This is a genomic window from Planococcus sp. TJ-201, from assembly GCF_058268495.1.
Map to the genome: position 1 here is coordinate 293,447 of NZ_JBZDOG010000001.1, position 26,453 is coordinate 319,899.

Annotated in this window: 32 protein-coding genes; 9 read left to right on the plus strand and 23 right to left on the minus strand. The window is 42.7% G+C overall.

All coding sequences use genetic code 11. From position 1 onward, the window contains the following. Nucleotides 1-33 precede the first annotated feature (33 nt). From AC4EG4_RS01610 to AC4EG4_RS01630, 5 genes are all read right to left on the minus strand, one after another. Complete coding sequence (locus tag AC4EG4_RS01610; protein WP_490986749.1) at nucleotides 34-1,338, minus strand: pyrimidine-nucleoside phosphorylase; 1,305 nt, start codon at nucleotides 1,336-1,338, stop codon at nucleotides 34-36. Nucleotides 1,339-1,416: 78 nt separating this feature from the next. Beyond that, entirely contained in the window at nucleotides 1,417-2,607 is a 1,191-nt protein-coding gene (deoB, locus tag AC4EG4_RS01615; RefSeq protein ID WP_490986750.1) for a phosphopentomutase, read from the minus strand. A gap of 68 nt (nucleotides 2,608-2,675) precedes the next feature. Beyond that, nucleotides 2,676-3,578 (minus strand): site-specific tyrosine recombinase XerD, encoded by a 903-nt coding sequence (xerD, locus tag AC4EG4_RS01620; protein ID WP_490978026.1) that lies wholly within the window; start codon nucleotides 3,576-3,578, stop codon nucleotides 2,676-2,678. Between the two features lie 111 nt (nucleotides 3,579-3,689). Beyond that, nucleotides 3,690-4,151, minus strand: a complete 462-nt coding sequence (gene fur / locus AC4EG4_RS01625) for a ferric iron uptake transcriptional regulator (RefSeq protein WP_490978025.1) — start codon at nucleotides 4,149-4,151, stop codon at nucleotides 3,690-3,692. A 104-nt stretch (nucleotides 4,152-4,255) separates the two neighbouring features. Further along, the gene (locus AC4EG4_RS01630; RefSeq protein WP_490986751.1) at nucleotides 4,256-4,807 is read right to left on the minus strand and encodes an NUDIX domain-containing protein; all 552 of its coding nucleotides are present in this window, start codon (nucleotides 4,805-4,807) and stop codon (nucleotides 4,256-4,258) included. Between the two features lie 79 nt (nucleotides 4,808-4,886). On the opposite strand from AC4EG4_RS01630, the gene AC4EG4_RS01635 reads away from it, so the two are divergent. Then, complete coding sequence (locus AC4EG4_RS01635; protein WP_490986752.1) at nucleotides 4,887-5,789, plus strand: aldo/keto reductase; 903 nt, start codon at nucleotides 4,887-4,889, stop codon at nucleotides 5,787-5,789. 83 nt (nucleotides 5,790-5,872) lie between these two features. Here AC4EG4_RS01635 and AC4EG4_RS01640 read toward each other — a convergent pair whose 3' ends face one another. Continuing rightward, nucleotides 5,873-6,910, minus strand: a complete 1,038-nt coding sequence (locus AC4EG4_RS01640; RefSeq protein ID WP_490978022.1) for a zinc-binding alcohol dehydrogenase family protein — start codon at nucleotides 6,908-6,910, stop codon at nucleotides 5,873-5,875. Between the two features lie 394 nt (nucleotides 6,911-7,304). Here AC4EG4_RS01640 and AC4EG4_RS01645 point away from each other — a divergent pair, with 394 nt between their 5' ends. Both AC4EG4_RS01645 and AC4EG4_RS01650 read left to right on the plus strand, forming a co-directional pair. Then, nucleotides 7,305-8,501 (plus strand): MFS transporter, encoded by a 1,197-nt coding sequence (locus tag AC4EG4_RS01645; RefSeq protein ID WP_490978021.1) that lies wholly within the window; start codon nucleotides 7,305-7,307, stop codon nucleotides 8,499-8,501. A gap of 43 nt (nucleotides 8,502-8,544) precedes the next feature. After that, a complete protein-coding gene (locus AC4EG4_RS01650; protein WP_490978020.1) occupies nucleotides 8,545-9,090 on the plus strand; it encodes an AAA family ATPase in 546 nt (181 codons plus the stop codon). 65 nt (nucleotides 9,091-9,155) lie between these two features. On the opposite strand, the gene AC4EG4_RS01655 is transcribed toward AC4EG4_RS01650, so the two are convergent. Then, nucleotides 9,156-9,365, minus strand: coding sequence for a DUF3886 domain-containing protein (locus AC4EG4_RS01655; protein WP_490978019.1), 210 nt, complete (start codon nucleotides 9,363-9,365; stop codon nucleotides 9,156-9,158). Between the two features lie 13 nt (nucleotides 9,366-9,378). Then, complete coding sequence (locus tag AC4EG4_RS01660; protein WP_490986753.1) at nucleotides 9,379-10,563, minus strand: acetyl-CoA C-acetyltransferase; 1,185 nt, start codon at nucleotides 10,561-10,563, stop codon at nucleotides 9,379-9,381. Nucleotides 10,564-10,644: 81 nt separating this feature from the next. Here AC4EG4_RS01660 and AC4EG4_RS01665 point away from each other — a divergent pair, with 81 nt between their 5' ends. The 3 genes from AC4EG4_RS01665 to AC4EG4_RS01675 all read left to right on the plus strand — a co-directional run bounded on the left by AC4EG4_RS01665 (nucleotide 10,645) and on the right by AC4EG4_RS01675 (nucleotide 13,064). Beyond that, the gene (locus AC4EG4_RS01665; RefSeq protein WP_490986754.1) at nucleotides 10,645-11,544 is read left to right on the plus strand and encodes a hydroxymethylglutaryl-CoA lyase; all 900 of its coding nucleotides are present in this window, start codon (nucleotides 10,645-10,647) and stop codon (nucleotides 11,542-11,544) included. Between the two features lie 12 nt (nucleotides 11,545-11,556). After that, complete coding sequence (locus AC4EG4_RS01670) at nucleotides 11,557-12,486, plus strand: alpha/beta hydrolase (RefSeq protein WP_490986755.1); 930 nt, start codon at nucleotides 11,557-11,559, stop codon at nucleotides 12,484-12,486. Nucleotides 12,487-12,656: 170 nt separating this feature from the next. Continuing rightward, on the plus strand, nucleotides 12,657-13,064 hold the full coding sequence (locus tag AC4EG4_RS01675; RefSeq protein ID WP_490986756.1) for a hypothetical protein: 408 nt from the start codon (nucleotides 12,657-12,659) through the stop codon (nucleotides 13,062-13,064). Between the two features lie 111 nt (nucleotides 13,065-13,175). Here the strand turns inward: AC4EG4_RS01675 and AC4EG4_RS01680 are convergent, their stop codons facing one another. The 6 genes from AC4EG4_RS01680 to yneA all read right to left on the minus strand — a co-directional run bounded on the left by AC4EG4_RS01680 (nucleotide 13,176) and on the right by yneA (nucleotide 17,398). Next, entirely contained in the window at nucleotides 13,176-13,466 is a 291-nt protein-coding gene (locus AC4EG4_RS01680; protein ID WP_490978014.1) for a hypothetical protein, read from the minus strand. Between the two features lie 132 nt (nucleotides 13,467-13,598). Then, a complete protein-coding gene (locus AC4EG4_RS01685; RefSeq protein WP_058384996.1) occupies nucleotides 13,599-13,841 on the minus strand; it encodes a YneF family protein in 243 nt (80 codons plus the stop codon). A gap of 206 nt (nucleotides 13,842-14,047) precedes the next feature. Beyond that, nucleotides 14,048-16,051, minus strand: coding sequence for a transketolase (tkt, locus tag AC4EG4_RS01690; RefSeq protein WP_490986757.1), 2,004 nt, complete (start codon nucleotides 16,049-16,051; stop codon nucleotides 14,048-14,050). Nucleotides 16,052-16,138: 87 nt separating this feature from the next. Then, nucleotides 16,139-16,372, minus strand: coding sequence for a DUF896 domain-containing protein (locus AC4EG4_RS01695; protein ID WP_490978935.1), 234 nt, complete (start codon nucleotides 16,370-16,372; stop codon nucleotides 16,139-16,141). Nucleotides 16,373-16,430: 58 nt separating this feature from the next. Next, nucleotides 16,431-17,084 (minus strand): YneB family resolvase-like protein, encoded by a 654-nt coding sequence (locus AC4EG4_RS01700; RefSeq protein ID WP_490977999.1) that lies wholly within the window; start codon nucleotides 17,082-17,084, stop codon nucleotides 16,431-16,433. Next, a complete protein-coding gene (gene yneA / locus AC4EG4_RS01705) occupies nucleotides 17,081-17,398 on the minus strand; it encodes a cell division suppressor protein YneA (protein WP_490977998.1) in 318 nt (105 codons plus the stop codon). Before yneA ends, AC4EG4_RS01700 begins: the two co-directional genes overlap by 4 nt. Nucleotides 17,399-17,563: 165 nt before the next feature. Here yneA and lexA point away from each other — a divergent pair, with 165 nt between their 5' ends. Beyond that, entirely contained in the window at nucleotides 17,564-18,184 is a 621-nt protein-coding gene (lexA, locus tag AC4EG4_RS01710; protein ID WP_490986758.1) for a transcriptional repressor LexA, read from the plus strand. A gap of 62 nt (nucleotides 18,185-18,246) precedes the next feature. Here lexA and AC4EG4_RS01715 read toward each other — a convergent pair whose 3' ends face one another. The 4 genes from AC4EG4_RS01715 to AC4EG4_RS01730 all read right to left on the minus strand — a co-directional run bounded on the left by AC4EG4_RS01715 (nucleotide 18,247) and on the right by AC4EG4_RS01730 (nucleotide 20,107). Next, entirely contained in the window at nucleotides 18,247-18,984 is a 738-nt protein-coding gene (locus tag AC4EG4_RS01715; protein WP_490986759.1) for a class I SAM-dependent methyltransferase, read from the minus strand. A gap of 98 nt (nucleotides 18,985-19,082) precedes the next feature. Further along, nucleotides 19,083-19,277 (minus strand): hypothetical protein, encoded by a 195-nt coding sequence (locus AC4EG4_RS01720; RefSeq protein WP_490977996.1) that lies wholly within the window; start codon nucleotides 19,275-19,277, stop codon nucleotides 19,083-19,085. A gap of 62 nt (nucleotides 19,278-19,339) precedes the next feature. After that, complete coding sequence (locus AC4EG4_RS01725) at nucleotides 19,340-19,771, minus strand: hypothetical protein (RefSeq protein ID WP_490986760.1); 432 nt, start codon at nucleotides 19,769-19,771, stop codon at nucleotides 19,340-19,342. 147 nt (nucleotides 19,772-19,918) lie between these two features. Further along, the gene (locus AC4EG4_RS01730) at nucleotides 19,919-20,107 is read right to left on the minus strand and encodes a hypothetical protein (RefSeq protein WP_490977994.1); all 189 of its coding nucleotides are present in this window, start codon (nucleotides 20,105-20,107) and stop codon (nucleotides 19,919-19,921) included. 498 nt (nucleotides 20,108-20,605) lie between these two features. On the opposite strand from AC4EG4_RS01730, the gene AC4EG4_RS01735 reads away from it, so the two are divergent. Continuing rightward, the gene (locus AC4EG4_RS01735) at nucleotides 20,606-20,806 is read left to right on the plus strand and encodes a glycine zipper domain-containing protein (RefSeq protein WP_490977993.1); all 201 of its coding nucleotides are present in this window, start codon (nucleotides 20,606-20,608) and stop codon (nucleotides 20,804-20,806) included. A gap of 755 nt (nucleotides 20,807-21,561) precedes the next feature. Here AC4EG4_RS01735 and AC4EG4_RS01740 read toward each other — a convergent pair. After that, on the minus strand, nucleotides 21,562-21,750 hold the full coding sequence (locus tag AC4EG4_RS01740) for a hypothetical protein (RefSeq protein ID WP_490986761.1): 189 nt from the start codon (nucleotides 21,748-21,750) through the stop codon (nucleotides 21,562-21,564). 512 nt (nucleotides 21,751-22,262) lie between these two features. Between AC4EG4_RS01740 and AC4EG4_RS01745 the strand changes: the two genes are divergently transcribed. After that, nucleotides 22,263-22,673, plus strand: coding sequence for a hypothetical protein (locus AC4EG4_RS01745; protein ID WP_490977991.1), 411 nt, complete (start codon nucleotides 22,263-22,265; stop codon nucleotides 22,671-22,673). 949 nt (nucleotides 22,674-23,622) lie between these two features. On the opposite strand, the gene AC4EG4_RS01750 is transcribed toward AC4EG4_RS01745, so the two are convergent. The 4 genes from AC4EG4_RS01750 to AC4EG4_RS01765 form a co-directional block, all read right to left on the minus strand. Further along, nucleotides 23,623-24,630: a hypothetical protein gene (locus tag AC4EG4_RS01750; protein WP_490986762.1), complete on the minus strand. Its 1,008-nt coding sequence runs from the start codon at nucleotides 24,628-24,630 to the stop codon at nucleotides 23,623-23,625. 167 nt (nucleotides 24,631-24,797) lie between these two features. Beyond that, nucleotides 24,798-25,643: an N-acetylmuramoyl-L-alanine amidase family protein gene (locus AC4EG4_RS01755; protein ID WP_490986763.1), complete on the minus strand. Its 846-nt coding sequence runs from the start codon at nucleotides 25,641-25,643 to the stop codon at nucleotides 24,798-24,800. Nucleotide 25,644: 1 nt separating this feature from the next. Beyond that, entirely contained in the window at nucleotides 25,645-25,914 is a 270-nt protein-coding gene (locus tag AC4EG4_RS01760; RefSeq protein ID WP_490986764.1) for a holin, read from the minus strand. A gap of 15 nt (nucleotides 25,915-25,929) precedes the next feature. Beyond that, nucleotides 25,930-26,349, minus strand: coding sequence for a hypothetical protein (locus AC4EG4_RS01765; RefSeq protein WP_490986765.1), 420 nt, complete (start codon nucleotides 26,347-26,349; stop codon nucleotides 25,930-25,932). Nucleotides 26,350-26,453 lie beyond the last annotated feature (104 nt).

Genomic DNA, 26,453 nt, shown 5'->3' on the forward strand with positions numbered 1-26,453 from the left:
TCTTGCTGAGCAGCCACCCAGCAAGATTTTTTGTCAATCGGTGATCAAAGCTGAAATCAGCTTGATTTTTTCAACCGGTTCACTTGTATATTCGATACTATTATATATCATTTTAGAACATTCTGCGAGTTCTTGTGTATTGGAATAAATCGTTGCGATTGACTCGCCGGCTTTCACGAAATCGCCTACTTTTTTGTGGAGTACGATGCCGACAGCCAAATCGATTTGGGATTCTTTTGTTGCTCTGCCTGCGCCGAGCACCATTGCTGCGGTTCCAATTTCATCTGCTTCCATAAAGGAAATATAGCCCTCTTCTTTAGATGGCACTTCTGTAACAAACTCAGCTTGTGGCAATAATGTGACATCGTCTACCACTGCGGGATTGCCGCCTTGGTCTGCTATAAATTGCTTAAAAAATTCCAATGCCTGTCCATTTTCAATAACATTTTCAAGCATGGTGCGCGCTTCTTCAAGTGTTTCTGCTTTGCCGCCGACCACAACCATTTGGCTGCCGAGTACCATGCACAGTTCCGTCAAGTCTTCCGGTCCTTTGCCTTGCAAAGTTTCAATCGCTTCTTTGACTTCTAATGCGTTGCCAATCGCGAAGCCTAAAGGCTGGCTCATGTCTGAAATAATGGCCATGGTTTTTCTGCCTGTCGCGTTGCCAATGCCGACCATCGCATGTGCCAATTCCTTGGCATCTTCCGGTGTCTTCATAAAGGCACCTTCGCCTGTTTTTACATCCAAGACGATTGCGTCCGCTCCAGCTGCAATTTTTTTGCTCATGATCGAGCTAGCAATCAAGGGGATGCTGTTGACCGTTCCTGTTACGTCACGCAGTGCATACATCTTTTTATCCGCAGGGGTTAAATTGCCGCTTTGGCCAATCACTGCGAGTTTATGGTCATTCACTTGTTTGATGAAATCGGCTGTTGACAACTCTACATGGAAACCATCAATTGCTTCTAATTTATCAATTGTTCCGCCAGTGTGGCCAAGACCGCGTCCGCTCATTTTAGCAACTGGAACGCCGCATGCTGCGACTAATGGTCCAAGTACAAGAGTTGTTGTGTCGCCAACACCGCCGGTAGAATGCTTATCTACTTTAATGCCTTCAATTGCTGATAAGTCAATTTGGTCGCCCGATTCAGCCATAGCCATTGTCAGGTCAGCACGTTCACGCTCAGTCATATTTTGGAAATAAACTGCCATCAGAAATGCGCTCATCTGGTAATCTGCGATGTCGCCGTTTGTGTACCCGGTGATAACGAACTTGATTTCCTTAGTTGTTAATTCATCGCCGTCTCTTTTCTTTTCAATCAAATCTACCATTCTCATAAATTCTACCGCCTTTTTAGGTTAGTTTCTAAAGAAATCAATTAAAAGCCTATTGGATTTATTTATTGTAGAAATTCATTATTTATTAGTTAAACGTGCTAAAAAACTCTTACCGAATTGAGGCATCGCGACTGAAAAATTCTCAGCAATCGTTGCGCCAATGTCCGAGAATGTTTTGCCTGTGTCCAATTGCTCACCGCCTGTAAATCGCGGAGAATACGCCAAAAGCGGCACATATTCACGGGTATGATCCGTACCTGGGAAGGTCGGGTCGTTGCCGTGATCTGCTGTAATGATCAACAAGTCATCTTCTTGCATTTGTTCCAGTACTTCAGGCAAGCGTGCATCAAACGCTTCCAGTGCATCTCCATACCCTTGTGGATCTCTGCGATGGCCATAAAGTGCATCAAAGTCCACCAAATTCAAAAAGCTCAGTCCTTGAAAATCTTCACCGGCAACTTGAACGAGTTTATCCATGCCATCCATATTGTCTTTTGTGCGCAACGATTTGGTGACGCCTGCACCGTTATAAATATCATCAATTTTCCCAATGGCAATCACGTCTTTTCCGCCATCTTTTAACTCATTCATAACAGTCCGCCCGAATGGTGCCAACGCATAGTCGTGGCGATTGGTTGTGCGCTTGAATGCTCCAGGCTGTCCGAGGAACGGACGCGCTATCACTCGACCCACTAAGTATTCCGGCTCCAAAGTCAACTCACGCGCAATTTCGCAAATGCGGTAAAGTTCTTCTAACGGAATAATTTCTTCATGAGCCGCAATCTGCAAAACTGGATCAGCCGATGTGTAAACGATAAGCGCTCCGGTCTCCATGTGCTGCTGCCCAAGCTCGTCCAGGATTTCAGTGCCGCTCGCCGGTTTGTTGCCTAAAACTTTGCGTCCCGTTTTTTCTTCCAGCTGCTGAATTAACGCTTCCGGAAAACCGTCTGGGTACACTTTGAAAGGTGTATCAATGTTCAAGCCCATGATCTCCCAATGCCCTGTCATGGTGTCTTTTCCAACCGAAGCTTCTTGAAGTTTGCCGTAATAAGCTGCCGGAGAAGCTGTTTTTGCAAGCCCTTTCACAGGAACGATGTTGGCAAGTCCGAGTTTTTCCATGTTCGGCATGTTTAACCCGCCTACCGCATCTGCCGTATGGCCAAGTGTGTTTGATCCTGTATCTCCAAATGCTTCAGCGTCCGGTGCTTCACCGATTCCCACTGAATCCAATACTACTAAATGTACACGTTTAAAAGCTTTGTTTGTCATAAGTCTTCCTCCTTATTTTCGCTTTTATCTTACCACATACTGCCCCCTTGTCGGAAGTCAGACCTTTTCTAAGCACGTGGATGAAATTGAGAATAAACATCTTTCAAGCGAGTTTTGCTCACATGTGTATAAATTTGTGTGGTAGAAATGTCTGCATGGCCCAACATTTCCTGCACTGCCCGAATGTCTGCACCATTTTCCAGCAAATGTGTAGCGAAAGAATGGCGCAAAGTATGCGGCGTTAATTCTTTTTGAATTCCGGCTTTTTGGGCGTGCTGCTTGAGCAGTTTCCAAAAACCTTGGCGGGTCAATCGTTTGCCGCGTTGATTGATGAACATGGCATCGGTTTTCTCCCCACTTTTCAGCAATTCCAACCGTCCTGTTTCAAGATAGGTCTGGCACGACTTGAGTGCGGATTTTCCTAAAGGTATAATCCGCTCTTTTCCGCCTTTGCCGGTGCAGCGGACAAAGCCCATTGTTAAATGAACATCCTCCACATCCAAGTTGATGCATTCGCTGATGCGCATGCCACTGGCGTATAACAGTTCCAGCATGGCCTGATCCCGCAAACCATTGGCTTTATTGGTGACAGGGGCCTGCATCAAAGCATCTATTTCTTCGATAGAGAGAATATTCGGCAGCTTTTTCTCCATTTGAGGCATTTCCAAGTGAACGGTAGGATCGGTTTCAACAATGCGTTCACGGATTAGAAATTGGTGAAAAGAGCGAATAGAAGAAATATGGCGTGCAACTGTCCGCGACGTATTCGCCGATTCTTTCAAATGGCGCAAATGGTTCAATATATGTACCCGCTCGACTTTGCTGAGAGACTCCAGCTGTTCTACTTCTTTTAAATAGTGCAAGTATGCTTTCAGATCCCGTTGATAGGACGACAAAGTATTGTCTGCAAGCTGCCTTTCAACACGCAGAAAATGAATGTAATCGTCGAGTGCATCTTTGCCAAAGTTCATACGTCTGCCTCCTTTATGTTTTGCATAATACCCCATTACTCGATTCCTGAATGTACAGCCATTTTTCCACGAAAAAAGGACGGCCTATATGGGCCGTCCTGTTGGCATCCGTTATTCTGATGGATTTTGAGAATTGCTGTCGTTGCAGCGCCAGCAGATGCCATGGAAAGTAAGACGGTGGTCTTTAATTTGGAAATTCCAGCGTTTCTCTACGACATTTTCCACATCTTCCAAAAGATCTTCCTGTATTTCATCCACTGCACCACATTCCAAGCATACAAGGTGGTGATGGAAATGTGCGGCACCTTCTTGACGCAAATCATAGCGCGACACGCCATCACCAAAATTTATTTTATCGACAATTTTTAATTCTGTTAAAAGCTCTAGTGTACGGTACACAGTTGCCAATCCGATTTCCGGTGCAATATCTTTTACCAAAAGATAGACGTCTTCTGCACTTAAATGGTCTTCTTCATGGTCTAACAAAACTCGAACTGTCGCTTCACGCTGTGGCGTCAATTTGTAACTCGCAGCGTGTAATTGCTTTTTGATCCGATCAATCCTGGTTTCCATGCGACGCCCTCCCTCAAACTGCCTTTATTATATCAAAAGGGAGTTCTCAATTACAACAATACTATCCGACCTTTAATTATAATTGTTATAAAGAGAGAATCGTTTCAATTCTCAATTGAAAAACGCTGCTTTGCCCATAACACAGCAAATGCTGTTTTGGCGTCATAGATCTTTTCGTCGATGACCATCTGCTCTGCCTCTTCGATGGTTACTTCCATCAAATCCACAAATTCATCATCATCCAGCACCGCACCATTTGTTGCTTTGCTCAAGCCTTCAGCAGCAAACAAATGAACCACTTCATTGGCAAACCCCGGAGAGGTCGCAAACGTTTGGATTTTGACCAGTTTTTCTGCAGTGTAGCCGGTTTCTTCTTCCAGCTCACGCATGGCCGTATATTCAGGTGCTTCTCCGGGCTCAAGTTTTCCAGCAGGAATTTCTACCAGAGACCGTTCCAGTGCTTTCCGGTATTGTTCCACCAGGATGATTTTATTTTCAGGCGTGATGGCTATAATAGCAACCGCTCCCGGATGTTCGATCAATTCTCGCTTGGATGTATGGCCGTTTGGCAGCGATACTTCATCAACTTTCAAGTTGATGATTTTACCTTCGTATAAACGATCGGAGTGAATGGTTTTTTCTTCAAATTTTTTCATTGGAATCCTCTTTTCATTTGTGGTTTCTCTAAGGAAAAGTATACCATATAAGGAACGACAGACTAAATGAGGTGGAGAAATGAAAAAGAAGTTATTAGGCAACAGCGAAATCAAAGTCAGTGAAATCTCTCTGGGCTGCATGTCTTTGCCAACAGATGCCAAAGAAGCGGGCATTATTGTCGACGAAGCAATTGCGCAGGGCATCAATTATTTCGATACGGCTGATTTGTACAACAAAGGAAAAAACGAAGAAGTGGTTGGCCAGGCTTTAAAACATCGCCGAAACGATATTGTATTAGCCACTAAGGTGGGCAACGAGTGGAGTACTGGATCAGATGAAGTCAAATGGAATCCAACCAAGGCGTATATTAAAGAGCAGATCCATGCGAGCCTAAAGCGCCTGCAAACCGACTATATCGATTTGTATCAATTGCACGGCGGCATGATCACCGATGATTCGGAGGAAACCATCGAAGCTTTTGAGGAGTTGAAAAAAGAGGGCTTGATTCGTGCTTATGGCATTTCTTCGATTCGCCCGAATGTGATTAAACGATTTTTGGAAAATGGGAACATTGCCTCGATCATGATGCAATACAGCCTGTTGGACCGCCGCCCGGAAGAACTGCTGGAGAGCATTGGCCAAGCCGGCAAATCTGTGGTGACGCGCGGGTCTTTGGCAAAAGGATTATTGACTGGCGAAGGAATCGAGCGTGCAGCTAAAATGGGTGGCTACTTAAACTATAGTGATTCTGAACTAAAAACGGTTCTGGAAAAACTATTGGCGGTTCACGACAATCTTCATGCAGTAGCTTTGCATAGCGTACTCGATCACGATACCATCAGTTCAGTTGTGGCAGGTGCCAGTTCTGCAGAGCAGATCAAAGCTACCATTGATGCATACAACACACCAGTATCACCAGAACAAATTGCCGAAGCAAAAAAACTGACGCGCCAGGACATGTACCAGGAACATCGGGCGTAAAAGATTCTATCTTAAAAACCGAACCACTAAAATAGGCAGGCCATACTCAACAAAGAGTACGGCCTGCCTATTCGTGCATAAATTTATTTTTGGATCGGTCCTTCAATGACAACCTTGCCAATTGTGCGCGCAGTCAAGAGGTCTTCATAAGCTTCTTTCAATGTCTCTGGATTCAGCGGCGACAAGTGCTTGGTCATGGTTGAGCGGATTTTTCCTTCTTCCACCCAGTCAGAAATTTGCGTCAGGATGTGGTGCTGTGAAACCATGTCTTCCGTTTGGAAAACAGAACGAGTATACATCAGTTCATAAGAGAACGTGACCGATTTCGAAAACAGTTCCAAGTGCAGCGGTTTGAAAGCTGGAAGGATGGAACAGATTTTCCCTTGCGGCAAGATGGTTTTTGCCATATTTTCCATGTGGTCATCCACATTCGTTAAGCTGAAAATGTAATGGACTCCTGAAAATCCGAGAGCTTCCAGCTGTGGTCCAAATGCCTCGTGGTGATTGATGATGTGATCGGCGCCATGGTCCACAGCCCATTCTTTGGATTCTGGACGTGAAGCTGTGCCCACTACAGTTAATCCGGCAAGTTTTGCAATTTGTGTCGCAATTGAACCTACTCCACCAGCCGCACCGATAATTAAGATGACTTTGTCTTTGTTGTCAGCTGGTTCGCGGGAAGCACCCAACCGGTCAAAAATTGCTTCACAAGCTGTGATGCTCGTTAAAGGCAAAGCTGCTGCTTCTGGAAAATCAATGTTCTTCGGCTTTTTGCCAACAATGCGCTCATCCACCAATTGGAAATCACTTAAACTCCCTGGAATATTGCTCGTTCCCGCATAGAAAACTTCATCCCCTACTTGGAAGAAACTGCATTCTTCACCCACTTCTACAACTACTCCAGCGGCGTCGCGGCCAACAATCGTCAACGACGCATCGTCTTCCTTCTTGCCGTCGCGCGTTTTTAAATCAGTTGGATTAACGGATACAGCCTTTACCTCAACCAGTATGTTTCTGCCTGTGGCTTTAGGGCGTTCGATTTCCACTCGTTCGAAATTAGGTGCTTCTGTCGTTGCGTTGGGTTTGTAAAAACCCAGTGCCGTCATTTTTTCTGTAGCCAATCTATTTCGCCTCATCTCTTTGGAATAATCAATAACATCTAACCAATGTTTATTCTAACTTTCTATACAGGCGGACACAAAAGTTCTGACTTTTATTTAGGCTTTTTTTATTTTTCATTCTGAAAAAATATGCATCTTGGTATCGAACAAGAAGTCTACTTCTTCAATTATTCATTATTCCTCCAATAAAATTGATTCAAGTCTTTCAAAAGTGTTTATCATATTCAACAACTTAGTTTGAGGCTTTATGGATTAAGCTATCAAGTAATTCAAAGAAAAATACGAGGCCGCGAGGATCATCTTATTTTAATTGAACACCAAATCCCATAAAACACTATAATGAAATTATTCCTACCCATCATTGATTCCCCACATTTTGCAAGGAGGTGTATGCATGATTACCCGCCGCACCGTCATTTCACTTGGCCTCTCCCAACTCATCTGTTGGGGAATTTCCTATTACTTGATTGCTGCTTTTGGCACACGGATTGCCGAAGATCTTAACTGGAGCGAACCTATAGTTTATGGGGGCTTTTCAGCTGCACTGATTGTCATGGGCATAACATCTCCGCTGACCGGCCAATTGATTGACCGGTTTGGAGGGAAACGAGTGATGACTTGTGGGTCGGTGTTGCTGGCTCTTGGCTGCGGGGGCATTGCCTTGGCGTATTCGATTGAAGTGTATTATTTGTCTTGGATCCTGTTGGGATTTGCCATGCGCTTATGCCTGTACGATGCAGCATTTGCGGCATTGGCACGAATAGGAGGCATTCATGCAAAGCGCCCTATCTCGCAAATTACGCTTTTAGGCGGACTTGCTTCAACCATTTTTTGGCCAGTCGGCTTCTATTTAACCGAAATGTTCGGCTGGCGGATAGCTTTATTGATCTATGCGCTTTTCGCCTTGTTGACCATCCCTCTTCATCTATCAATTCCCTCCAACCGCCTTAGCGATCATAAAATGGCAACTGACTCTAAAAGGATGGATTTCTTCCCCCCTTCCGAAACGACAGCGAGAGAGCAGTGGATCGCAAGAAGTTTGTATGCCTTGATCTTTACTTTGTTAAACTTTTTGAATTCTGCACTGTCTACTCACATGATTACACTTCTCACAGGGCTTGGGCTAACTGCCGCGCTTTCGGTTTGGATTTCCACGTTTAGAGGAATCGGACAATCTTTGGCACGGGTCTGTGAAGTCCTATTCGGTGCTCGCCTGCATCCGACTTCTTTAACCATTCTTGCTTCCGTGCTTTTGCCGCTTGGTTTTGGCATCGGTCTTTTCAGCGGCCAGTTTCTCACGGCTGCCCTGTTATTTGCTTTTCTATTCGGCGCAGGCAATGGCCTTATGACGATTAGCCGCGGGACTTTGCCGCTCGTGCTGTTTGATCATGCAACTTATGGAACGCTTGTCGGCAAACTGCTGGTGCCCGGTTTCCTGTTGTCTGCCATTTCACCCATCGTTTATACTTATATCATCGAGCATTTCGGAGAACAGACAGCACTCGTCTTTTCAGCCTGCCTGGCATTTGTTATTTTCGCGCTGTCGCTTGTGCTAAAATCAAGATTCTCGTCTACTGCTATAAAAAAATAAAACGCAGTTTCTTTTTATATTTACTTAATCTAGGAGGATAAAAATGAAAGTCCAAATCATTGGTGCTTCCGGCACAGGCAAAAGTACGTTAGCGAAATACATTAGCGAAAAAGCTGAATGTCTATGGATTGACACAGATCGCTATCTTTGGAAAGACAGCTCTTTCACTGAAAATCACCCAGTAGAAAAACGGATGGAACTTTATAAGAAAGATATGCAATCCACAGACCGCTACGCCGTGTCAGGTTCGGTTTTTTCGTGGTGCAAAGAAGGGTTCAGCAACCGGGAACTTTTTGTTTTTCTGGAACTTGAGGAAAATATGCGAATGAAACGCCTGCTCGAACGAGAAACTGAACGCGGGAATACCAGCACCATGTGGCAAGACACTTCCGGCAAGCCGACCAATGAGTTTATCGAATGGTGTAAAACTTATCACTTGGCAACAGATAAAACCTTAGTTGGTACATATGTGTCCCACATGCATGAACTGGAAGTATCCCAAAGCCCCGTTTTGAAACTCGACAGTTCAAAACCGGTAGAAGAACTGTATCAAGAAATAGCAACATTTTTTAACCTAAAAATTCGATAAAGCAGAAATAGCCAGCCCCTGAAAAAACAGGGACTGGCTATTTTATTGCACGTTAATCGATTCGACTAAAATTTATTCCCTTTATCTCCGTGGCGCTCAAGCAATTCCGCGAACGACAAGTTTTTTTCACGCTCTTTGCGTTCAAACAAGCGCTGCGCTTCTTTTTCTTCTGCCTGCTTTTGTTCTTCTTTCAGCAGGTCTTTTTTTGTTTGTTTCAGTTTTGCCAATACGTCTTCAGACAAAACACTATTGGACTCTTCTTTTCTTTTGGCCATAGATCTTCTCTCCTTACGAACGTTTAATAACAGTTGCAATGCCTTGCCCGCCGCCGATGCACAGCGTCGCCAAGCCGGTTTTGGCATCGCGTTTGATCATTTCATGCAGCAAAGTAACAAAAATACGCGTTCCACTTGCTCCGATTGGATGGCCAATGGCAATGGCGCCTCCGTTGACATTCAAAATGTCGTGGTTGAATTTCAGTTCACGGTCGACCGCAATGGATTGCGCCGCAAACGCTTCATTTGCTTCGATCAACTCGATGTCCCCGAGTGACATGTCAGCTTTTTTCAAAGCATTTTTCACTGCCTGCACAGGTCCGATGCCCATTACAGCCGGATCAACCCCAGCATTGCCGTTCGCTACGACTGTCGCAAGCGGTGTTAAGCCCAGTTCATCCGCTTTTGCTTTTGACATGACCACAACTGCTGCTGCGCCGTCATTGATGCCCGATGCGTTTCCTGCGGTTACACTGCCGTCTTTTTTGAAAGCTGGACGCAGCTTCCCAAGGCGCGCTTCGTTTGAATCGCTTTTGACGTACTCGTCTGTCTTAAAGACGACTGGATCACCTTTGCGCTGCGGAATTTCCACAGGCACGATTTCGTCATCAAATCTGCCGGATTCCAGTGCCGCAGTAGCACGAGCCTGTGAACGAGCGGCAAACTTGTCCTGTTCTTCTCGTGTGATATCGTAACGGTCGCATAAATTCTCCGCTGTCACACCCATATGGTAATTGTTGAAAGCACAAGTTAATCCGTCAACCAGCATGCTGTCGACCACTTTTTGGTCTCCCATGCGGAAACCGCTGCGTGCATTTTCCATTAAGTAAGGCGCACGGCTCATGTTTTCCATTCCGCCTGCCACGACAATTTCTGCATCTCCAGAATAAATCGCCTGGTATGCCAACTGAATTGACTTTAATCCAGAGCCGCATACTTTATTGATGGTCATAGCCGGGACGGTTTCCGGCAGCCCCGCGTGGATGGACGCCTGCCGCGCCGGGTTTTGGCCAAGCCCTGCCTGAAGTACATTCCCCATAATGACTTCAGAGACCTGGTCGGGTTGAACGCCTGCGCGTTCAATGGCTTCTTTAATAACGATCGCCCCTAGTTGTGTAGCCGGCACATCCTTAAGTGCTCCTTGGAATGAACCTACCGCTGTACGGACAGCGCTTACAATAACGATTTCCTGTGACATGAACTTTTCCCCCTTGGTTGATTGTTTGCCAGTTGCTCTTTTATCCCTTCCCTCTATACAATGGAAAGCAGGGGGGATACTATGTTCAGTTTACCAAAAAATGCAACGATTATCGAGGTGGGTCCACGCGATGGCCTGCAAAATGAGGGGAAACTTGTCAAAACCGAAAACAAACTTGACTTTATAGCCGCTTTGCAAAAAGCCGGCATTCAAGAAATGGAGTTAACGTCCTTTGTATCGCCAAAATGGGTGCCGCAAATGGCCGATGCCAAGGAAATCGTCGCAAAGACAGAAAAACTCGGGCGCCAATTTGTGCTGACGCCGAATGAACGCGGCATTGCTGCAGCACGTGAAGCGGATGCCCAGTCACTTGCCGTATTTGTAGGCGTTTCCAATAGCTTTAATAAAAAAAATATCAATAAAACCACAGAAGAAAGCATGGCAGCTTTAAAGCCGCTGATCCTCAACTTGAAGGATCAAGGTGTTTTTGTGCGCGCCTGCATTTCAACAGCATTTTACTGTCCGTTTGAAGGGGCTGTCTCACCGGCAGCCACCATCGCACTTTGCCGCCAGTTTGTCGATTGGGGTGTCGATGAGTTGAGCGTTGCGGATACAATTGGCATGGCGAATCCGAAAGAAAGCTATGAATTATTTTCTCAGCTGATCGAAGCTTTTCCGGGAGTGCTGATGACTGCGCATTTCCACGATACCCGCAGAATGGCACTTGCCAATATCACCGCAGCTTTGCAAGCGGGTGTTACCCGTTTTGATGCTTCTGCAGGAGGTCTTGGCGGATGTCCGTTTGCGCCTGGTGCGACCGGCAATGTCGCAACAGAAGATGTCGTCAACATGCTTCACCGGATGGATGTCCAGACTGGCATCGATTTGGACCTTTTATGCCAGGCTATTGATAAAATTGAGCCGCATGTGACAAATCCGATTGCTACCGGCATGTATACGCTGTACAAAAACCAAGCATAAGGAGAATACAGCATGAAGAAAAAACTACTCTGGACCTCCGCTATTGTTTCCAGCATTTTAACGGCCGCGACCACCATTGCGGGTTTTATCGCCAGCAACCGGCTGATGTATGTAAAGAAAAAAGACGAACAGCTCATCCTCGAACGAGAAACCAGTGCCAAACGGTATGACGAAGTTTGGTACGCCAATGTCCCCAAAACCGAGCAGTGGATCGAATCGGAAAACGGCTACCCGATCAAAGCTATTTTCCTGGAGCCGCATGACACAAATCGCTATGTCATCATCTGCCACGGCGTAACTGAAACCAAAGTCAATTCGTTCAAATTTGCACGGATGTTCGAGCGGCTTGGGTTTAATTCGGTCGTCTACGACCACCGGCGCCATGGCGACTCCGGCGGAAAAACGACCAGCTTTGGGCATTTTGAAAAAATTGATTTAAAGGCTGTTGTCCAAGCTTTAAAAATGCATATCGGAAAGGACTTATTTTTCGGCATCCACGGCGAATCGATGGGTGCTGCGACAACGCTTCTTTATGCTGGCATGGAAGATACCGCAGATTTTTATATTTCCGATTGTGCCTACTCCGATATTTACGAACAAGTGCTGCACGTGATGAAAACGACCACTCCGCTGCGCACAACATTGGCTTTACGGCTGGCCAGTTTGTTCATGAAGTTGCGGGATGGCTATTCCATCTCCACCGTATCGCCAAGGGAAATCGTCAAAAACATTGAAAAACCCGTACTGTTTATCCACAGTGCCAATGATGAATTTGTTCTGCCCAAAATGAGCGAAGAGCTTTATGCACTGAAGCAAGGACCCAAAGAATTCAAGCTGTTTGCTGAAGGTGCACACGCACAGTCATTTAATAAAAACCCGGAAGAATACGAAGAAACCGTCGCAGAATTTTTAATGAACTACGGATTGCTGACACCCAAGTAGCAAGAAATACACCAGTTACCGGCTGCAACGATACCGGCGCACATCAAGTAAAAAGCACTCCTCGGAGTGCTTTTTTTTACTTTATATTTTCTCAACAAATTAATGATATGATACAACGTTTCTATAAAACATACGTCTAATTACCGTGTTGATAATATGGAGGTGGCTTAATGAAAATTAATCGATTATCTTTCTCTGTTCTCATTTTAGTTTCATCATTTCTCAATATAGGTTGTACGAACAATACGCTACCAACATCAGATACAACCACAGTATATACAAATAAAAGTATTGGTGCAGAAGAAGTACTAATGTTAGAACCAAATGCAGATATTTTTCAATTTGATGAAATAATTTACAAAACCAATATTGAATGGGTTGATAATTTAACAGTAACCAAAAACAGTCAACTTGGCGAAATAAAAATGAAAAACGAAAAGGATGCAAATTTTGAAAATGAGTTTTCAAATAAACTTCCGATTGGAACCAAGATTTTTTCGACCAAAGAAAGAACTGATGTATTAGTCGTCGAAATTGATGGCAAATTAAAGAAATACCTTGCGATTGTTGAAGGATAAAAGAAGATGGAATTTCTATGATTATTTTAAGTCGAGCATGTGCATGCTTCGTGAAAATCGACCTAACCTTTATTTTGCTTATTTAATATTCGTATTTCAAAAGTAAATCCGCTACTCCTTTGAAGGCGCTTTTTTCTTATTCAGTACGAGCTTCATACCCGCCTGTCCTTCTGCTCCAATAAACAACTCGGTAATCGGTCCGCTTTTCACAATGCCCGTGACATGCAATTCAATGGTATCCAAGTTGTAGTCCGTCATGTCTTTTACCAGTTCCTGAATTTTGTCCAGCGATACGGGAAATGCTTTCGTTAAACTCGTGCTTTCCAGATGGAATTTGCCTTTTTCTTTTTCATCTTCTTCGATAACCGGCAAGTAAAACTTCAACTCTTCATGATCCGCCATTTAGAACGCCTCCTCTGTTTCTTACTTTCTATAAAGCAATAAAACCAGGATCTTACAGGCAACATACCCGTTCTGCGGCGATTTAATAGCTGTTCCAAGACAAAATAAAAAAAGCACTCCGCAGAGTACTTTTTATTTTTTAGCTGGTTTGCCAGGTTTAGTCGACGCTTTATTCATCTGAGACATCATTTGATTGATTTTTTTCTGAGACGGTTTTTGTCCCATTTGCATCATCATGATTCGCAGCATTTCTTCATTAATTGGTGGGTTGTCTTGCAAATATTTCATCATGTATCGACGTGCGATAAAGAATCCAAGTGCAACACCTGCGAGTAAAGCCACGATAACGATTACGATCCAGATCCATGTATCCATTCTTGTTACCTCCTTCGTGTTGCGTAAATAAGTAGTGCACCACAATGGATTATACTATAAAAAAAGATTCATGACCATAAGGAGGATAATAATTAACAGAAACTTCGCTTAGAAAAGTCGTTTCTGAGCTTTCCTAAGTATAAATCCAGGTGTTTACGGCAAAAAGAACAAAAAAATGGAGGCATTAGCTGCCTCCATTCTCCCACTTAGTTTTCGTTGATCAAGTTTTTCACTTTGCTTGCTACGTTACCAGCTGTAAAGCCGAACTCTTCCATAATCCGTTCGCCCGGTGCACTTGCCCCGAAACGGTCGATGGCCAAAATGTCGCCTTCGTCGCCTGTGTAGCGGTCCCAGCCGAATGAAGTACCGACTTCAATAGCGAGACGCTTTTTAACTGTTTTCGGAATAACAGATTGCTTGTATTCTTTGTCTTGTTTTTCAAAACGGTCCCAAGATGGCATTGACACAACAGATACAGCAATGCCTTCTTCAGCCAATTGCTTCTGTGCTTCTACAGCCAAGCTCACTTCAGATCCAGTTGCCAGCAATAGCGCTTGTGGATTTTCAACAGGTGAAACGACGTATGCCCCTTTTTCAACACCGGCTTCAGCCAGTTTTGCGCTGTTTTCTAGAATTGGCAAGTCTTGACGTGAAAGTACCAATAAAGTTGGTGTAGTTTTAGCTGTTAACGCCAAACGCCACGCTGCTTTTGTTTCATTGGCATCTGCAGGACGGACAACGCTCAAGTTCGGCATTGCACGAAGAGAAGCCAATTGTTCGACCGGTTCATGCGTTGGGCCATCTTCCCCTACGGCTACACTGTCATGCGTGAAGACATACGTTACAGGAAGACCCATCAATGCAGCTAAGCGAATTGCCGGACGTACATAGTCGCTGAAGACGAAGAACGTTCCGCCAAAGACATGCAAACCGCCATGCAAAGCCATACCGTTCATCGCAGCGCCCATCGCGAATTCACGAACGCCGAACCAAATGTTGCGGCCTTCAGGATGCTCCGCGTCAAAGTCACCAGCGCCTTTGATGTTGGTTTTGTTAGATCCTGCCAAATCAGCGCTGCCGCCAAAGAAGGATGGAACCGTTTTCGCAATCGCGTTGATCATCTCACCTGAAGACGAGCGCGTTGCTTGTTTTTGGCCAAACTCGTATGTTGGGAATTCAGCATCAAAGTTTTCTGGAAGGTCGCCGCGAATTGCTTTTTGCAATTGCTCAGCCAATTCTGGATGTGCCGATTGGTATTGTTCGTAAAGTTTGTTCCACTCAGATTCAGCTTTAGCGCCTAGTTCTTCGGTTGCTTTTTCGAACGTTGTGTAAACTTCATCAGGCACGTGGAAATCTTTGTCGAACGTCCACTCATAGTATTCTTTAACCAATTTCATTTCATCTTCGCCAAGCGGTGCACCGTGAGCATCAGCTTTACCGGATTTGTTTGGAGCGCCGTAACCGATGACTGTTTTCACTTCAATTAATGTAGGTTTGTCTGAAGAGTTTCTAGCTTGTGCAATTTTTTCAGACAAATCGTCTAATTCATTGCCGTCATCTACGCGCAAGTAGTTCCAGCCGTAAGATTCAAAACGCTTTTGCACATTTTCAGAGAAACTTTTGCCAAGCGGCCCATCCAATGAAATGTCGTTGCTGTCATAAAGTACAACCAGTTTGTTCAATTTCAAGTGACCCGCAAGAGAAATGGCTTCCCCGGCAACGCCTTCCATTAAATCGCCATCTCCGCATAATGAAAACGTGTGGTGATCAACGATATTCAAACCTTCTTTATTGTATGTAGCCGCTAAATGGCGCTCAGCCATAGCCATGCCGACTGCCATGCCAATTCCTTGTCCTAGTGGCCCTGTTGTTGCTTCAACGCCAGTCGTGTGGCCATATTCTGGATGTCCCGGTGTTTTTGAATCCCATTGACGGAAATTCTGGATTTCTTCCATTTCTAAACCATAGCCGCTCAAGTGAAGCAAGCTGTATAAAAGCATTGAACCGTGTCCTGCCGACAACACAAAACGGTCGCGGTTAAACCAATCTGGATTTTTTGGATTGTGGTTCATGTGTTTAGTCCATAATGTATACGCCATTGGAGCAGCGCCCATTGGCAATCCTGGATGGCCAGAATTTGCTTTTTCGATAGCATCGATGGAAAGTGTACGAATTGTAGTCACTGCAAGTTGATCTGCGTGGGTTGACATAGTAACATCCTCTCTCAAAAAAAAATATTATTCATTATTAGTTTAGTCAACAATAGAAAAGAATACAATGAAAAAGAGAATAAGTAGTTAATTCAAATACTTATTCTCTCGAAGATTTTTGACCTTTTCCGGAGTTACATCGTTTCCGTTCGGATCAATCACTTTTACATTTTCAATTGTGCCGCGCATTGTTTTGCGGAAAGTCTGCAAGTATTCCTCACGCAGCGCGGATTGCTCTTTTGCTTCTTCTTGCGATAATCCAGCAGTTTTTGACTTCCGTGACAGCTGGCTTATGCGACTTAATTTGTCTGGCGATAACATAGACATCCACCTTTCTTCTGTACATATGGTACAAAAAAAGTCAGGTTTCTGCAACGTTTTAGTCTTTCATCAGCTGTTCGTACTCTTTATAGCGGCGATGGACGGTTGCTTTGCTCGCCTGATAGCCAAAGCCTTGAAGCGTTACTGCGATTTCGCTGAATGTCAGGCCATTGGTCTTCAAGCTGACTATTTGGTCAATCGGCAAATCCAGGCGCTCCCGTCCATCCGGATTGCCTTTGCCTTTTAGATTTTTTTCCGGTTGATAGCCATTTTCCACAGCGCGCTTCATGCCCCGCTTAATTTTGGCATTATGTATTTTGCGCTGGTATTCTTCGACGATCGCCAGAATTTCGAGAACCATATCGTCCATGTCATTTAATGCGATGGGTCCCCGGTCTGATAGCGTGTAAACTTCCACACCGTATTTCTTCATCACATGCAGCAGCGCAATGCGGGCATGGCCCCGCCCTAAACGTGTTTCGTCTTGGACGAATACCGCGTCGACTTGCTCGGTTTTGATCGAATTCAGCATCTCGAGCAGCCCTTCACGGTCCATTTCATAGCCGCTGTGCTGATCGGTAAACACAGCATCCACTTGATGGCCTTGTTCAAATGCAAATTTCATCAGTTCCTCTTCCTGTCTCTCAAGTGAAGATTCCTGAGTATCTTTGGTCGTGCTGACACGGCAATAAATTAATGCATTTTTTTTCATTCAGTATCACCTGCAAATTTAGTGGTCTCATCAGGAGCAAATTTTAATTGATCGCTGGGAATTTTAAGAGATTGCCCTGCAATAATTTTAGAAGTAGAAAGATTGTTTTCTTTCATAATCTCTTCTATCCATTCGTGATGGGGGGTTGTGCCGCTGAACGATTCAGCTAAAGTCCAAAGTGTGTCGCCTTCTTCTATTTCAACTTGGCTCATTTGCGCACTATTAGTATTATGGGACAGAATTGCGTACAAAGTAAATGCCACAATTAAAGCAAAAAACGCGATTAAGTAAAAGTTTTGTCGAATGATTGTCAAATTGATCGCCTCCTGAGAATGTATGTTCGGAATGTATGTTCTCATAATAAGGCGAACAGGTGTTGTTGTCAAGAATTAAATTCGAACCTATGTTTGCATTTCACAGCCCGAGTTGGTATACTATTGGTAGAAATTAAGTAGAATTACTCAAATGAGGTGAAACTGTTGAAAAAAGTATCCAAGCGCCAAGAAGATATTCTGACATTCATAAAAGAAGAAGTTCGCTTAAAAGGCTACCCACCGTCCGTACGTGAAATTGGCGAAGCAGTCGGTTTGGCATCCAGTTCGACCGTACACGGCCACTTGGCACGGCTTGAAAGCAAAGGCTTGATTCGCCGCGACCCAACAAAACCAAGAGCAATTGAAGTAATCAGCACTGACGAAGCGCTTATTGATAAAAGTCCAGTTTTGCATGTGCCGTTAATCGGTAAAGTAACCGCTGGTATTCCCATCACAGCTATTGAAAATGTGGAAGAATTCTTCCCACTGCCCCAGAGCTATGGTACAGAAGATGATCATATCTTCATGCTGGAAATTATGGGTGAAAGTATGATTGAAGCCGGCATTTTAAACGGCGACTATGTCATTGTTAAACAGCAGCAAACTGCAAATAATGGTGACATCGTCGTAGCGATGACGACTGAAGACGAAGCAACAGTCAAACGTTTCTTCCGCGAAGAAAGCTATTTCCGTCTGCAGCCTGAAAACTCATCGATGGATCCTATCATCGTTGACCAAGTTTCCATCCTTGGTAAAGTTGTCGGCGTCTACCGCCAGATTCACTAAAAAACACCGGGAGCAGTCTTCCCGGTGTTTTTTCATTGTATTATTATTATGTAAACTTTTCATTATTTGAGTTTCACGCAGCTGAAAGCCAAAATAACCGGAATTCTTTTTCTTCTATCAAACTCGCCAACATCCTCGAAATGCTGCCGCTTTGGCATGCCCTCTTGAAGTCCTGTAACGCTAAACCCTGCATTCGTTAATGCTGTAAAATAACTTTCGATGGTTCGATGATGCTTGACCACCACTTTATCAATCCAAGGCTCTTGCCGTTCGCCTTCATTAAAATAATCATCCACTATCCAGTTGCTTCTTTTCTCTCCAGACTTTTTGCTGTCAAAAGCACTGGTTGTCAGCGGATGCTGGACGCTAAAGACAAAGGTTCCTTGCGGCTTTAACGTCTGGTAAATCTGTTTAAACAGCCGTTCCACATCCGGCAAATAGTGAATCGCTAAGCGTGAAGCCACAATATCGTAGCTCTCTTTTGGATAAGCGAAAGTTTCCATAGTAGCCAAGCTGATGCGCGCATTCAGCCCTGCTAGATTTTCTTTTGCCAGCCTCTCCATCGCCCGAGATCCTTCTACGCCGTGGTACTGATTTGCGCCCGCTTGAAGAAGCTCTTTGCCAAAAGTGGCGTCCCCGCAGCCTAAGTCCAGTATCCGTTTGTTTTGAAACTCGCCAAGAAGTTCATAAATCACCGGTTTTTCAATACTATTATTGGGGCTGTCAATCCGGTTTCTTCTTTGCAGGTAATTTGCTAAAAAATCCTTTTCTTCGTATGCGCTTGACCCTTTGAAATTCATCTAATCCCTCCAGTTTCAAATTGCTTGCTTTGACATATGGGCACAAAAAAGATGCTGCATAAGCAGCACCCGCGTGCAGCTTATCGAGAAAAGTTCTTCTACAACTCGCTGACTTTTATATAATTAACCAAATTGATTGTAATGCGATAAATATTGCCTGTCTCCACATCAGAAATTTCATAAGTACCATTGGAAGGAATTTTACCCAGTGCCGATTCTTTGTCCACAGCCTGGACGTTATGAACAATGGTGTTTCCTTGATCAAAATTAAATTCTACTTGAAATGTTTTCATGCAATGGCCTCCTTCGAATTATTTACTTTGTCTCCGTGAATCAGTCTACCATATTTTATGTGTTATTGCTGTTTGTAAATTTCTTGATACATCAGCACTTTCAGCGCCAGCATTTCTTCTTCACTGAGATCTTCTTCCAATTGCTGAATCACTTGTTCTGCAGACATTGTGCCGTCCTCAATCCCTGACTTCATCTTGGCCAAGTCGGTAATGCCCACTTTTTTAATGACGGTGCCCGCTGCATCATCGCTTGTTTCAAATGGCAAAGCTTCACTTTCTTGTTCAGCCGCCTGAGCCTCTTCAACGTACTCCATCATTTGCGGATCACTTTCAACGTACTCCACTATTTTTTCCATCTGGCCCGAGCTTCGCAGTTCCTCTGTCGCTTTTGCAACCAATCGGTCGGCTGAAAAATCCGGCCCCACTACATAAGCACCAATTCCCGCGAATGAAAAAAATATGAGGAAGATAAGAATTGTTTTCAAAAAACGCATAGCCGATCTTCCCTTCTTTTTACATTATTATAACAGTAGACGCTCAAAAGTGTATAAAGTTACCAAAAAAAAGGAAAACCCCGTTCCCATTTCTTTGCAGAACGGGAGCCGAGATCTTCTTTTTTGTTAAGCACATTCTTTAACTCATCATCGTTTCCGCTGCTCAGCAATCCACCAGTCGATGTGTTCCAAATTAAAAATCACAGTGTCCTGGAACGCTTTGCGGTGCGGAATCTTTCTCTTCGACATCAAATCTGTAATCTGCTCTGCAGCCAGCGGATAATTTACTGACTCCAAATACTCAATAAGACTTGGAAGTCCTTGGATTTTCCTCAATTTAATCCCCTCCCACAAAATCTTCCTTCGTTAAAAAGGAAAATTCAGTATGAGTTATTAAACATATTGGCTGCACTTAATTATAACCCGAAAAATTCTCCTGTAAACAAATTAAGCACTGAAATTTTTACTGAACTTTACAGATGTTTATCAACTTTATAATGGGAGCTGTTGCTGAAGATGCAGGTTTTGGGAGGTTGTATGGGCTTTTATTAGCATAGTTGGGGTTATAGTATTTCTCCAAGTAAGAGTTTTCTTAATAAATTAGTTCTTTCAAAACTTATATTCATTTATGTAAAATATTGCGTATTCCAGTTACAACTTTTTGTTAACGAAACTTCTATCCTTTGTATCCGTACTAGTATTAACAAGTTTTTATACGAGGAGGTAATTCTATGGGTGCTACAGTCATCCCTGCATTGCTAGTTATCTTTTTAGGCCTCTATGCTTTCACATCGAAAAATAAAAATCAGACTCAGAAATAAGGAGGCAATTTTTATGACGGATGATAAAGAACTCTCAGAGAACAAGAATAAAAGCAATAAGCGTGAAACAAATATAGGTGTTGGTATTGCCTTCGGGGTAAGTATTGGATCTGCTATTGGGATTGCGATAGACAATTTAGCTATCGGCCTTGCTATGGGTATGGGATTGGGCATTATATTCGGGAGCGCTATACCTCTCAAAACAAAAAAATAAGAGAGAAAGACGGTCTGAAAAGACTGTCTTTTTCTCTTTTTGTATCGCTTCCTATTACACTAAACTGGAATGATTTTATTACTTGAGATCTATTTAACTTTTAATAGACCCCCCAACCTCGAAAGCTTCAAAAGTTTGACTATAAATATATTTTCAAGTATTGCTTTCTTTCTAAAGGGTGGACGCTTGTGCGAATTATATACTCGGTCTTTTTAAAGATTTTCATAGATTTTAAAACTTGATCAGTCTAAAATTATTAAACTCTACTTTATTTATTGATGTATAGTAATAGATGAAAATTGATCGATAACAATAATCTTGTGTGCTCATAATATATTTCAATCAAAATAAGTTTCTTCTATATAGTTGGCTGATGAACTCGTGTTCGAACCGTTATATCCCGCTTTTAACTACGTAGTATTCAAGTTGTATTTAGACGTATCGAACTTTCAATGGCCACATCTTTATTCCCCGTCTTTCTCTCAAACTGCCACATGTCCTTGAAAACTTCTTTCGTTTTCAATATACGCAGCCACTCCTTGATTGCGTTACTCAGCTTCTCATCTTTCATTCTCAACGTGAACCAATTCCGGGTTACCAGTCTAAAATTTATTAAAGTATAACTCCGGACAAAATGGTTTGCCTATTTCGTGATCAAGCAAGTCATCTTCGTCTTTTACCCGAGTGGGATTTCAAATTCGCTTCCATTCATGCGAAGAACGTTTATGCAATCGATCAATGATACCATTCTCATGTCAGTGCTTCATGATCGCAATGACAGATACGCCTTTATTCAAGCTGATTGGAAGCGCGAACTCCTGTTCATCCCATACTTTGTCACGAATTGTTTTCGAATTCATCGCTTCTGAGTGCTTAAACGGATCAACGATAATCAGCAAATCCGCACTCTGTCCGGTAATGAACCCTCTAATACCATTTGACATCATACAGTCACCTATTTTTGCTACATTCTAGTTACTTTGGGACGCATTGACTTGAGATAGGGAAACGTCAAAAAGCTCTGGAGCACACTCTTCTAACTTCGTCCTATTTAAACATATGAACTTCTTGACCAATCCATATGACTAAGCAGCAGCGATGGTAAATACGCTTTGCTGGATTCTTTGCCAGATAGTAGCTTGGGAAGCTTTCAGAAATCGTCATGCTCTTCCCGTTTTATGAGTGCGTTTATCACATGGCATGACGTCTATAACTGCGGTCAAAGGCCACGATCTACGTAATCCAGAGTGCTAACACAGCAGCATTCAATTTTATCGACATGTTCTTCCTCCTCTCGGTATTGTGCTTTGTATGAAAATGATAGGTTCTTTCCTGACATAACCCTTTACTACTTAAGCACTGACGGTTTATTAGCCTGAAATTATTTATTTTATTTCCCTTCTCTTTTCTATATACATTTCTGGTACAATTTTGAAAAGAAAAGGAGATGAAAAGATTGAAATACAAAAAAAGACTTCTTTACCTACTCGCTATTGTTTTTGGATTCTGTCTTTATTGGTATTACAACTTCCCATACTATGAGCAAAAAGCAGAAGAACGAACCACCGCTTATTTAAAAGCACAAGGCGCAGACTCCGAAACCGTGATGAAAAAAGTATCACAAAAAAGCAAGCAAGGTTACTGGGAAGTTATCTATAAATTTGAAGATGAGCCCGATATGCATTACGAGTACACGTATGATCGATCAGAGGAACGATTGATGTTAACGGTCTTACACTCACCGGGTTTACCCGATGATCTTATAGGTGGTCGTAGCATAGAAAGAGGGATGGACTACCCAAAGCTAACTTATGACGATTCGCCTTGGATTACTTTTGATGAGCAGGGAGTGCCGGTCAACAACTGATGCAGCCCTCTTCATCAGTTGTTCATCCCTTTTCTTACTTCCTGGCGAATTTTCAGTCTAAGTAGATCACCAAAATTTAGATTTTGCAGCGGCCCCTCGCTCGGCCCCTGAGTTACGCCTTGGTGGGAAAGTTCCTTAGTCCAGTTCCGTCAGATATATTCTTTTAGATTCTGGCTCTTTATCATTCACCAATTCTCCTTCGATTTCTCAATATTTTGGTGTAGTCTATTATTCTTTAGAAAAATTTGGTAACATTTTCACTCCTCATGAATTTAGAAGGGAGAGATACACTCCCCCTTCTTCATTTCTTTAATCTAACGGTTCGTCATGAACACTTTGCTTCTTTGCCTTTTCTGGTTCATCAGTCATGGGTTCACGTTCTTGATCAAATTGTGGTGCCTATAACAAGTCGTAAATCCTTGCCTCCACAAAAATGTTCGTATCGTGCGGAATGATGTCCTTGATGTTCCGTCCGGTCTCCTCGTTATAAGCTACTTGTTGCTAAACCTCCACACTGATTGTAAAATAATTCCACATGTACTTCACTGCCGTTTCCTTGACTACTTTTTCATAAATTGCTCATTACTTTCGAGAACTATCTACCCCCTTTTAAATCAAGATGATTAAAATTAGGCAAATAAAAAAACCGCTGAAGCCCAGAGCTTCAGCGGTATGACTATTAATACATTTTCAAGTATTGCTCGCGTTCCCAAGGATGTACACTTGTGCGGATTGTATACCTGGTGTTTTTATGCGTATTTACATATGACAAAGTACTGATAAATCAACGTTCTTAAAAGTCGGCTTTGTTTATTTATGTTTATTTGTAGTTGGAAAGTTGGGCAAAAGTTGGGCAAATTTTTAAATGCTTGTTGGGCAAAATGAAACTGCTTCATTTTAAGTTCCTTCTATATAATAAGCTTAGAATCAAAAATTATTTAGTTATATCTTATTTACCTACATATGGTTTTAAAGTTTTGAGCAAATGTGCGCTCAAAATTTCTTTTTGTGCAAGAATGGCTTGCCTTAAGTAGTCACCAGTATCAACTATAGTACCCTTAGAGCTGTAATTTAATCTTGAATAATGAAGGACATTTTCTTGCTTAATTTCCCCTTTTTGACCAATATAGGCCAAGTCACTCCTATTCATGTCGTAAACACCATTTAACCACTCATTGTCAATAATAAGATTTTTAACATCTGCGCTATAAACTTTATTTACATTCGCATTCCATTGAGTTGTGCTCATTTGACCTCTACGAATTGGCAAAGGGTTAAAGTTATATACACCACTTATAGTTTTCTTTTTAATTCCGCCAGCATATTTAAATTTATCTTTAGTTGGCAGTACCCAATTAGCAGCGCGGATATCAAGATAAACCTTTGAAGAAAGCCATCCGCCAAGTGAATGTCCAGTGAAATACCAGTCATAGTTGCGATATGAAGGAAAAGCTTCATAAATATAGTTTACGAAAAGTTGCGCTTGGTATAATTGTCCTGGAGCTTTTCCTGTAAGTAACGCAGCTGCAGTTTTTGCGTCCTGCGTACTAGGTATACTACTAAATGAGGTGTCAGTGCCAGCAAAAGAAATAAATAGTTTTTCACTTCTTGGAGCAACTACTGCCATTGCTTTAAAACCTGTGCTATCCATAAATCTTTGATAACTTCCAGTTGAATCGGTACTCATAGGATGGAAGTTTGCTCCATCTCTTCTATCGTTAGTAACTGCAGAAATAACTGAAAATTTCCCAGCACCATGAGCCGCGTTAATTTTAGTTGAAATTTCATTTCTTTGTGTAAAAGTATTTCCTTCAACTCCATATACCAATCGAGATAGATCGTAATACAGAAGATTGTAGTTATCATCGAAATCTGCATCTGCTTTCTTCGGTGATAATCCAAGAGATGATATAACTAATACAACCGTTAGCATAAATAAAATAACCTGTTTTCTCATTTCCCTATCACATTCTTCCTTTATTATTTTTAACCCTATTTAGTATAATATTTACATTATAGAAATACAATGCCATTTTGAGATTTACAAATAATTAACAAAATACCCTTTTAACTATTTTAAGGAGTCAAAAGGGTTAGAATACATATGCAACGAGTTCATGTATTCTATTTAAGTTCCAATGACCGAACGATTAAGGCAACAACTTCTGCTTTGGTTGTCGGTTTATCTGCAAAGCTACCATCAGTAATTTTAAGCTTTTTACCAATTTCCCATTCACGTTCTAATGATTTAGGTGGTTGTGCATCTTTTTTATAGACTACTTCGTCGTCCTCGTTAGGTTTAGGTGAAGCAATGGATACAGAGGGTTTAGGTGTAGCAGGCTTAACTACTTGCAAAGGTTTTTCATATTCGAATTTAAGGCCGTACCAATTGCACGCAACGCTTGCTGCCACCTTCCCGCAACGCTTCCGGTAGTCTGCAGTGAGCATCCGTTTACGCGCTTCATTGTTCGTGAAGAAATCCCACTCAATCAATACAAAGGGCGCTTCTGTCTCACGGAGGATTGCAAAGTTTGTCCAGTCTCCTACTTTACTCTCGAAAATACCGCTGCCCCAAATTGGATAGCCAGGAAACTCTTTCTTGTATGCAGCAAGGAGCATCTGCGCCAATTTCTTGCCGTTTGCAGAACCTTTCCAATAAAAAACACCAAAACCTTTTACGTCCTTATTGCCATTTGCATTCCCATGGTGAGACATTCCGATTGATGTTCGATCCTTGCGATATTCCACGTTGTACGCGTTCGCCCGGGCTGTAAGCGAAACATCTTTCCCTCTGCTCGGCTGTGCGCCATACGTATTTATTTTGCCCTTCAGCAATTGTTCTACTTCATCACCCACAGCGGCATTAAAGTCATGCTCTGCCATTCCCTGTACACCACCGGTTGCGTGTATGCCTTTACTTGGCGGCCACGTGTTAACACCATGACCTTTATCATTCAATAATTTTGCCATCTTAGAATTCCTCCTCTTCCCGTTTATTTTCGCGCTGCTTCACCAATTCAAAAAGGCCGGTAGCTGCAAGACCTGCCAGACCACCTGCCCATAATCGATTGATATGATCCAAATCAGTAAAATTCTGTCCTGCGAAACCGACTGCTAATCCAATCAGTAGAGCCAAGACCGGGATGTAATTTGTCGGTATATTAAAAGCTTTTTTAAACATTTGTACAAGCCCTGTGATGATGGGTGCCAACATTGATGCAAAAAATAATACTGCAGTCATTATGGGTTCCTCCTTTTATTTAGAAGCCGTGTCCAAAAAATGCAAAATGATTGGTGTAATTGCGACTAACCCTCCGCCGCTTAACATGCCGATAAATGCAATCGAAACCTTTTCACTTTTGCTTAGTTTTCGCATGGTGACTTTCTCCTTGCTTTCCATTACTTTGCCGTCAGTTGCGAAGTAATGATTGACGAATTGATTTAACAGATCCCTCGTGTGTTGGCCATCTTTTAAAACAGTCAGCTCCATGCTGCTCTGAGCAGTCCGCACAGCTGTCAATTCAGTCTTGACTCCCTGAATCTCTGACTTCACTTCTTTTATCTCGCTTTTTGTATCATTTTGAATGGTTTCTACTTTTTCTAAACGAGGCAAAATATCTTCTTTAATTAACAAATCATGTTCCTCTACCGTTTTAAACATAGAACCCTCTGGCATATCTCAATCCACCTCATCTCTCATTTTAATTCCAAATAACCATTTATATTGACCTGCATAAATTAATTTGATATAGTTCTTTATATTCATAAAAGGAGAGTGAA

Excerpts from the sequence above, each read along its gene's own strand:
- AC4EG4_RS01665 (WP_490986754.1), top strand. The coding sequence starts at position 10,645 with ATGTTCAGTTTACCAAAAAATGCAACGATTATCGAGGTGGGTCCACGC.
- AC4EG4_RS01660 (WP_490986753.1), bottom strand. The coding sequence starts at position 10,563 with ATGTCACAGGAAATCGTTATTGTAAGCGCTGTCCGTACAGCGGTAGGT.
- AC4EG4_RS01725 (WP_490986760.1), bottom strand. The coding sequence starts at position 19,771 with ATGCGTTTTTTGAAAACAATTCTTATCTTCCTCATATTTTTTTCATTC.
- xerD (WP_490978026.1), bottom strand. The coding sequence starts at position 3,578 with ATGAACTTTGGCAAAGATGCACTCGACGATTACATTCATTTTCTGCGT.
- AC4EG4_RS01655 (WP_490978019.1), bottom strand. The coding sequence starts at position 9,365 with ATGGCCAAAAGAAAAGAAGAGTCCAATAGTGTTTTGTCTGAAGACGTA.
- AC4EG4_RS01670 (WP_490986755.1), top strand. The coding sequence starts at position 11,557 with ATGAAGAAAAAACTACTCTGGACCTCCGCTATTGTTTCCAGCATTTTA.
- AC4EG4_RS01735 (WP_490977993.1), top strand. The coding sequence starts at position 20,606 with ATGACGGATGATAAAGAACTCTCAGAGAACAAGAATAAAAGCAATAAG.
- AC4EG4_RS01645 (WP_490978021.1), top strand. The coding sequence starts at position 7,305 with ATGATTACCCGCCGCACCGTCATTTCACTTGGCCTCTCCCAACTCATC.
- AC4EG4_RS01715 (WP_490986759.1), bottom strand. The coding sequence starts at position 18,984 with ATGAATTTCAAAGGGTCAAGCGCATACGAAGAAAAGGATTTTTTAGCA.
- AC4EG4_RS01610 (WP_490986749.1), bottom strand. The coding sequence starts at position 1,338 with ATGAGAATGGTAGATTTGATTGAAAAGAAAAGAGACGGCGATGAATTA.
- AC4EG4_RS01700 (WP_490977999.1), bottom strand. The coding sequence starts at position 17,084 with ATGAAAAAAAATGCATTAATTTATTGCCGTGTCAGCACGACCAAAGAT.
- AC4EG4_RS01630 (WP_490986751.1), bottom strand. The coding sequence starts at position 4,807 with ATGAAAAAATTTGAAGAAAAAACCATTCACTCCGATCGTTTATACGAA.
- AC4EG4_RS01680 (WP_490978014.1), bottom strand. The coding sequence starts at position 13,466 with ATGGCGGATCATGAAGAGTTGAAGTTTTACTTGCCGGTTATCGAAGAA.
- AC4EG4_RS01740 (WP_490986761.1), bottom strand. The coding sequence starts at position 21,750 with ATGTCAAATGGTATTAGAGGGTTCATTACCGGACAGAGTGCGGATTTG.
- AC4EG4_RS01755 (WP_490986763.1), bottom strand. The coding sequence starts at position 25,643 with ATGGCAAAATTATTGAATGATAAAGGTCATGGTGTTAACACGTGGCCG.
- AC4EG4_RS01750 (WP_490986762.1), bottom strand. The coding sequence starts at position 24,630 with ATGAGAAAACAGGTTATTTTATTTATGCTAACGGTTGTATTAGTTATA.
- AC4EG4_RS01675 (WP_490986756.1), top strand. The coding sequence starts at position 12,657 with ATGAAAATTAATCGATTATCTTTCTCTGTTCTCATTTTAGTTTCATCA.
- AC4EG4_RS01760 (WP_490986764.1), bottom strand. The coding sequence starts at position 25,914 with ATGACTGCAGTATTATTTTTTGCATCAATGTTGGCACCCATCATCACA.
- AC4EG4_RS01720 (WP_490977996.1), bottom strand. The coding sequence starts at position 19,277 with ATGAAAACATTTCAAGTAGAATTTAATTTTGATCAAGGAAACACCATT.
- AC4EG4_RS01650 (WP_490978020.1), top strand. The coding sequence starts at position 8,545 with ATGAAAGTCCAAATCATTGGTGCTTCCGGCACAGGCAAAAGTACGTTA.
- AC4EG4_RS01695 (WP_490978935.1), bottom strand. The coding sequence starts at position 16,372 with ATGTTATCGCCAGACAAATTAAGTCGCATAAGCCAGCTGTCACGGAAG.
- AC4EG4_RS01635 (WP_490986752.1), top strand. The coding sequence starts at position 4,887 with ATGAAAAAGAAGTTATTAGGCAACAGCGAAATCAAAGTCAGTGAAATC.
- AC4EG4_RS01765 (WP_490986765.1), bottom strand. The coding sequence starts at position 26,349 with ATGCCAGAGGGTTCTATGTTTAAAACGGTAGAGGAACATGATTTGTTA.
- fur (WP_490978025.1), bottom strand. The coding sequence starts at position 4,151 with ATGGAAACCAGGATTGATCGGATCAAAAAGCAATTACACGCTGCGAGT.
- AC4EG4_RS01685 (WP_058384996.1), bottom strand. The coding sequence starts at position 13,841 with ATGGATACATGGATCTGGATCGTAATCGTTATCGTGGCTTTACTCGCA.
- tkt (WP_490986757.1), bottom strand. The coding sequence starts at position 16,051 with ATGTCAACCCACGCAGATCAACTTGCAGTGACTACAATTCGTACACTT.
- deoB (WP_490986750.1), bottom strand. The coding sequence starts at position 2,607 with ATGACAAACAAAGCTTTTAAACGTGTACATTTAGTAGTATTGGATTCA.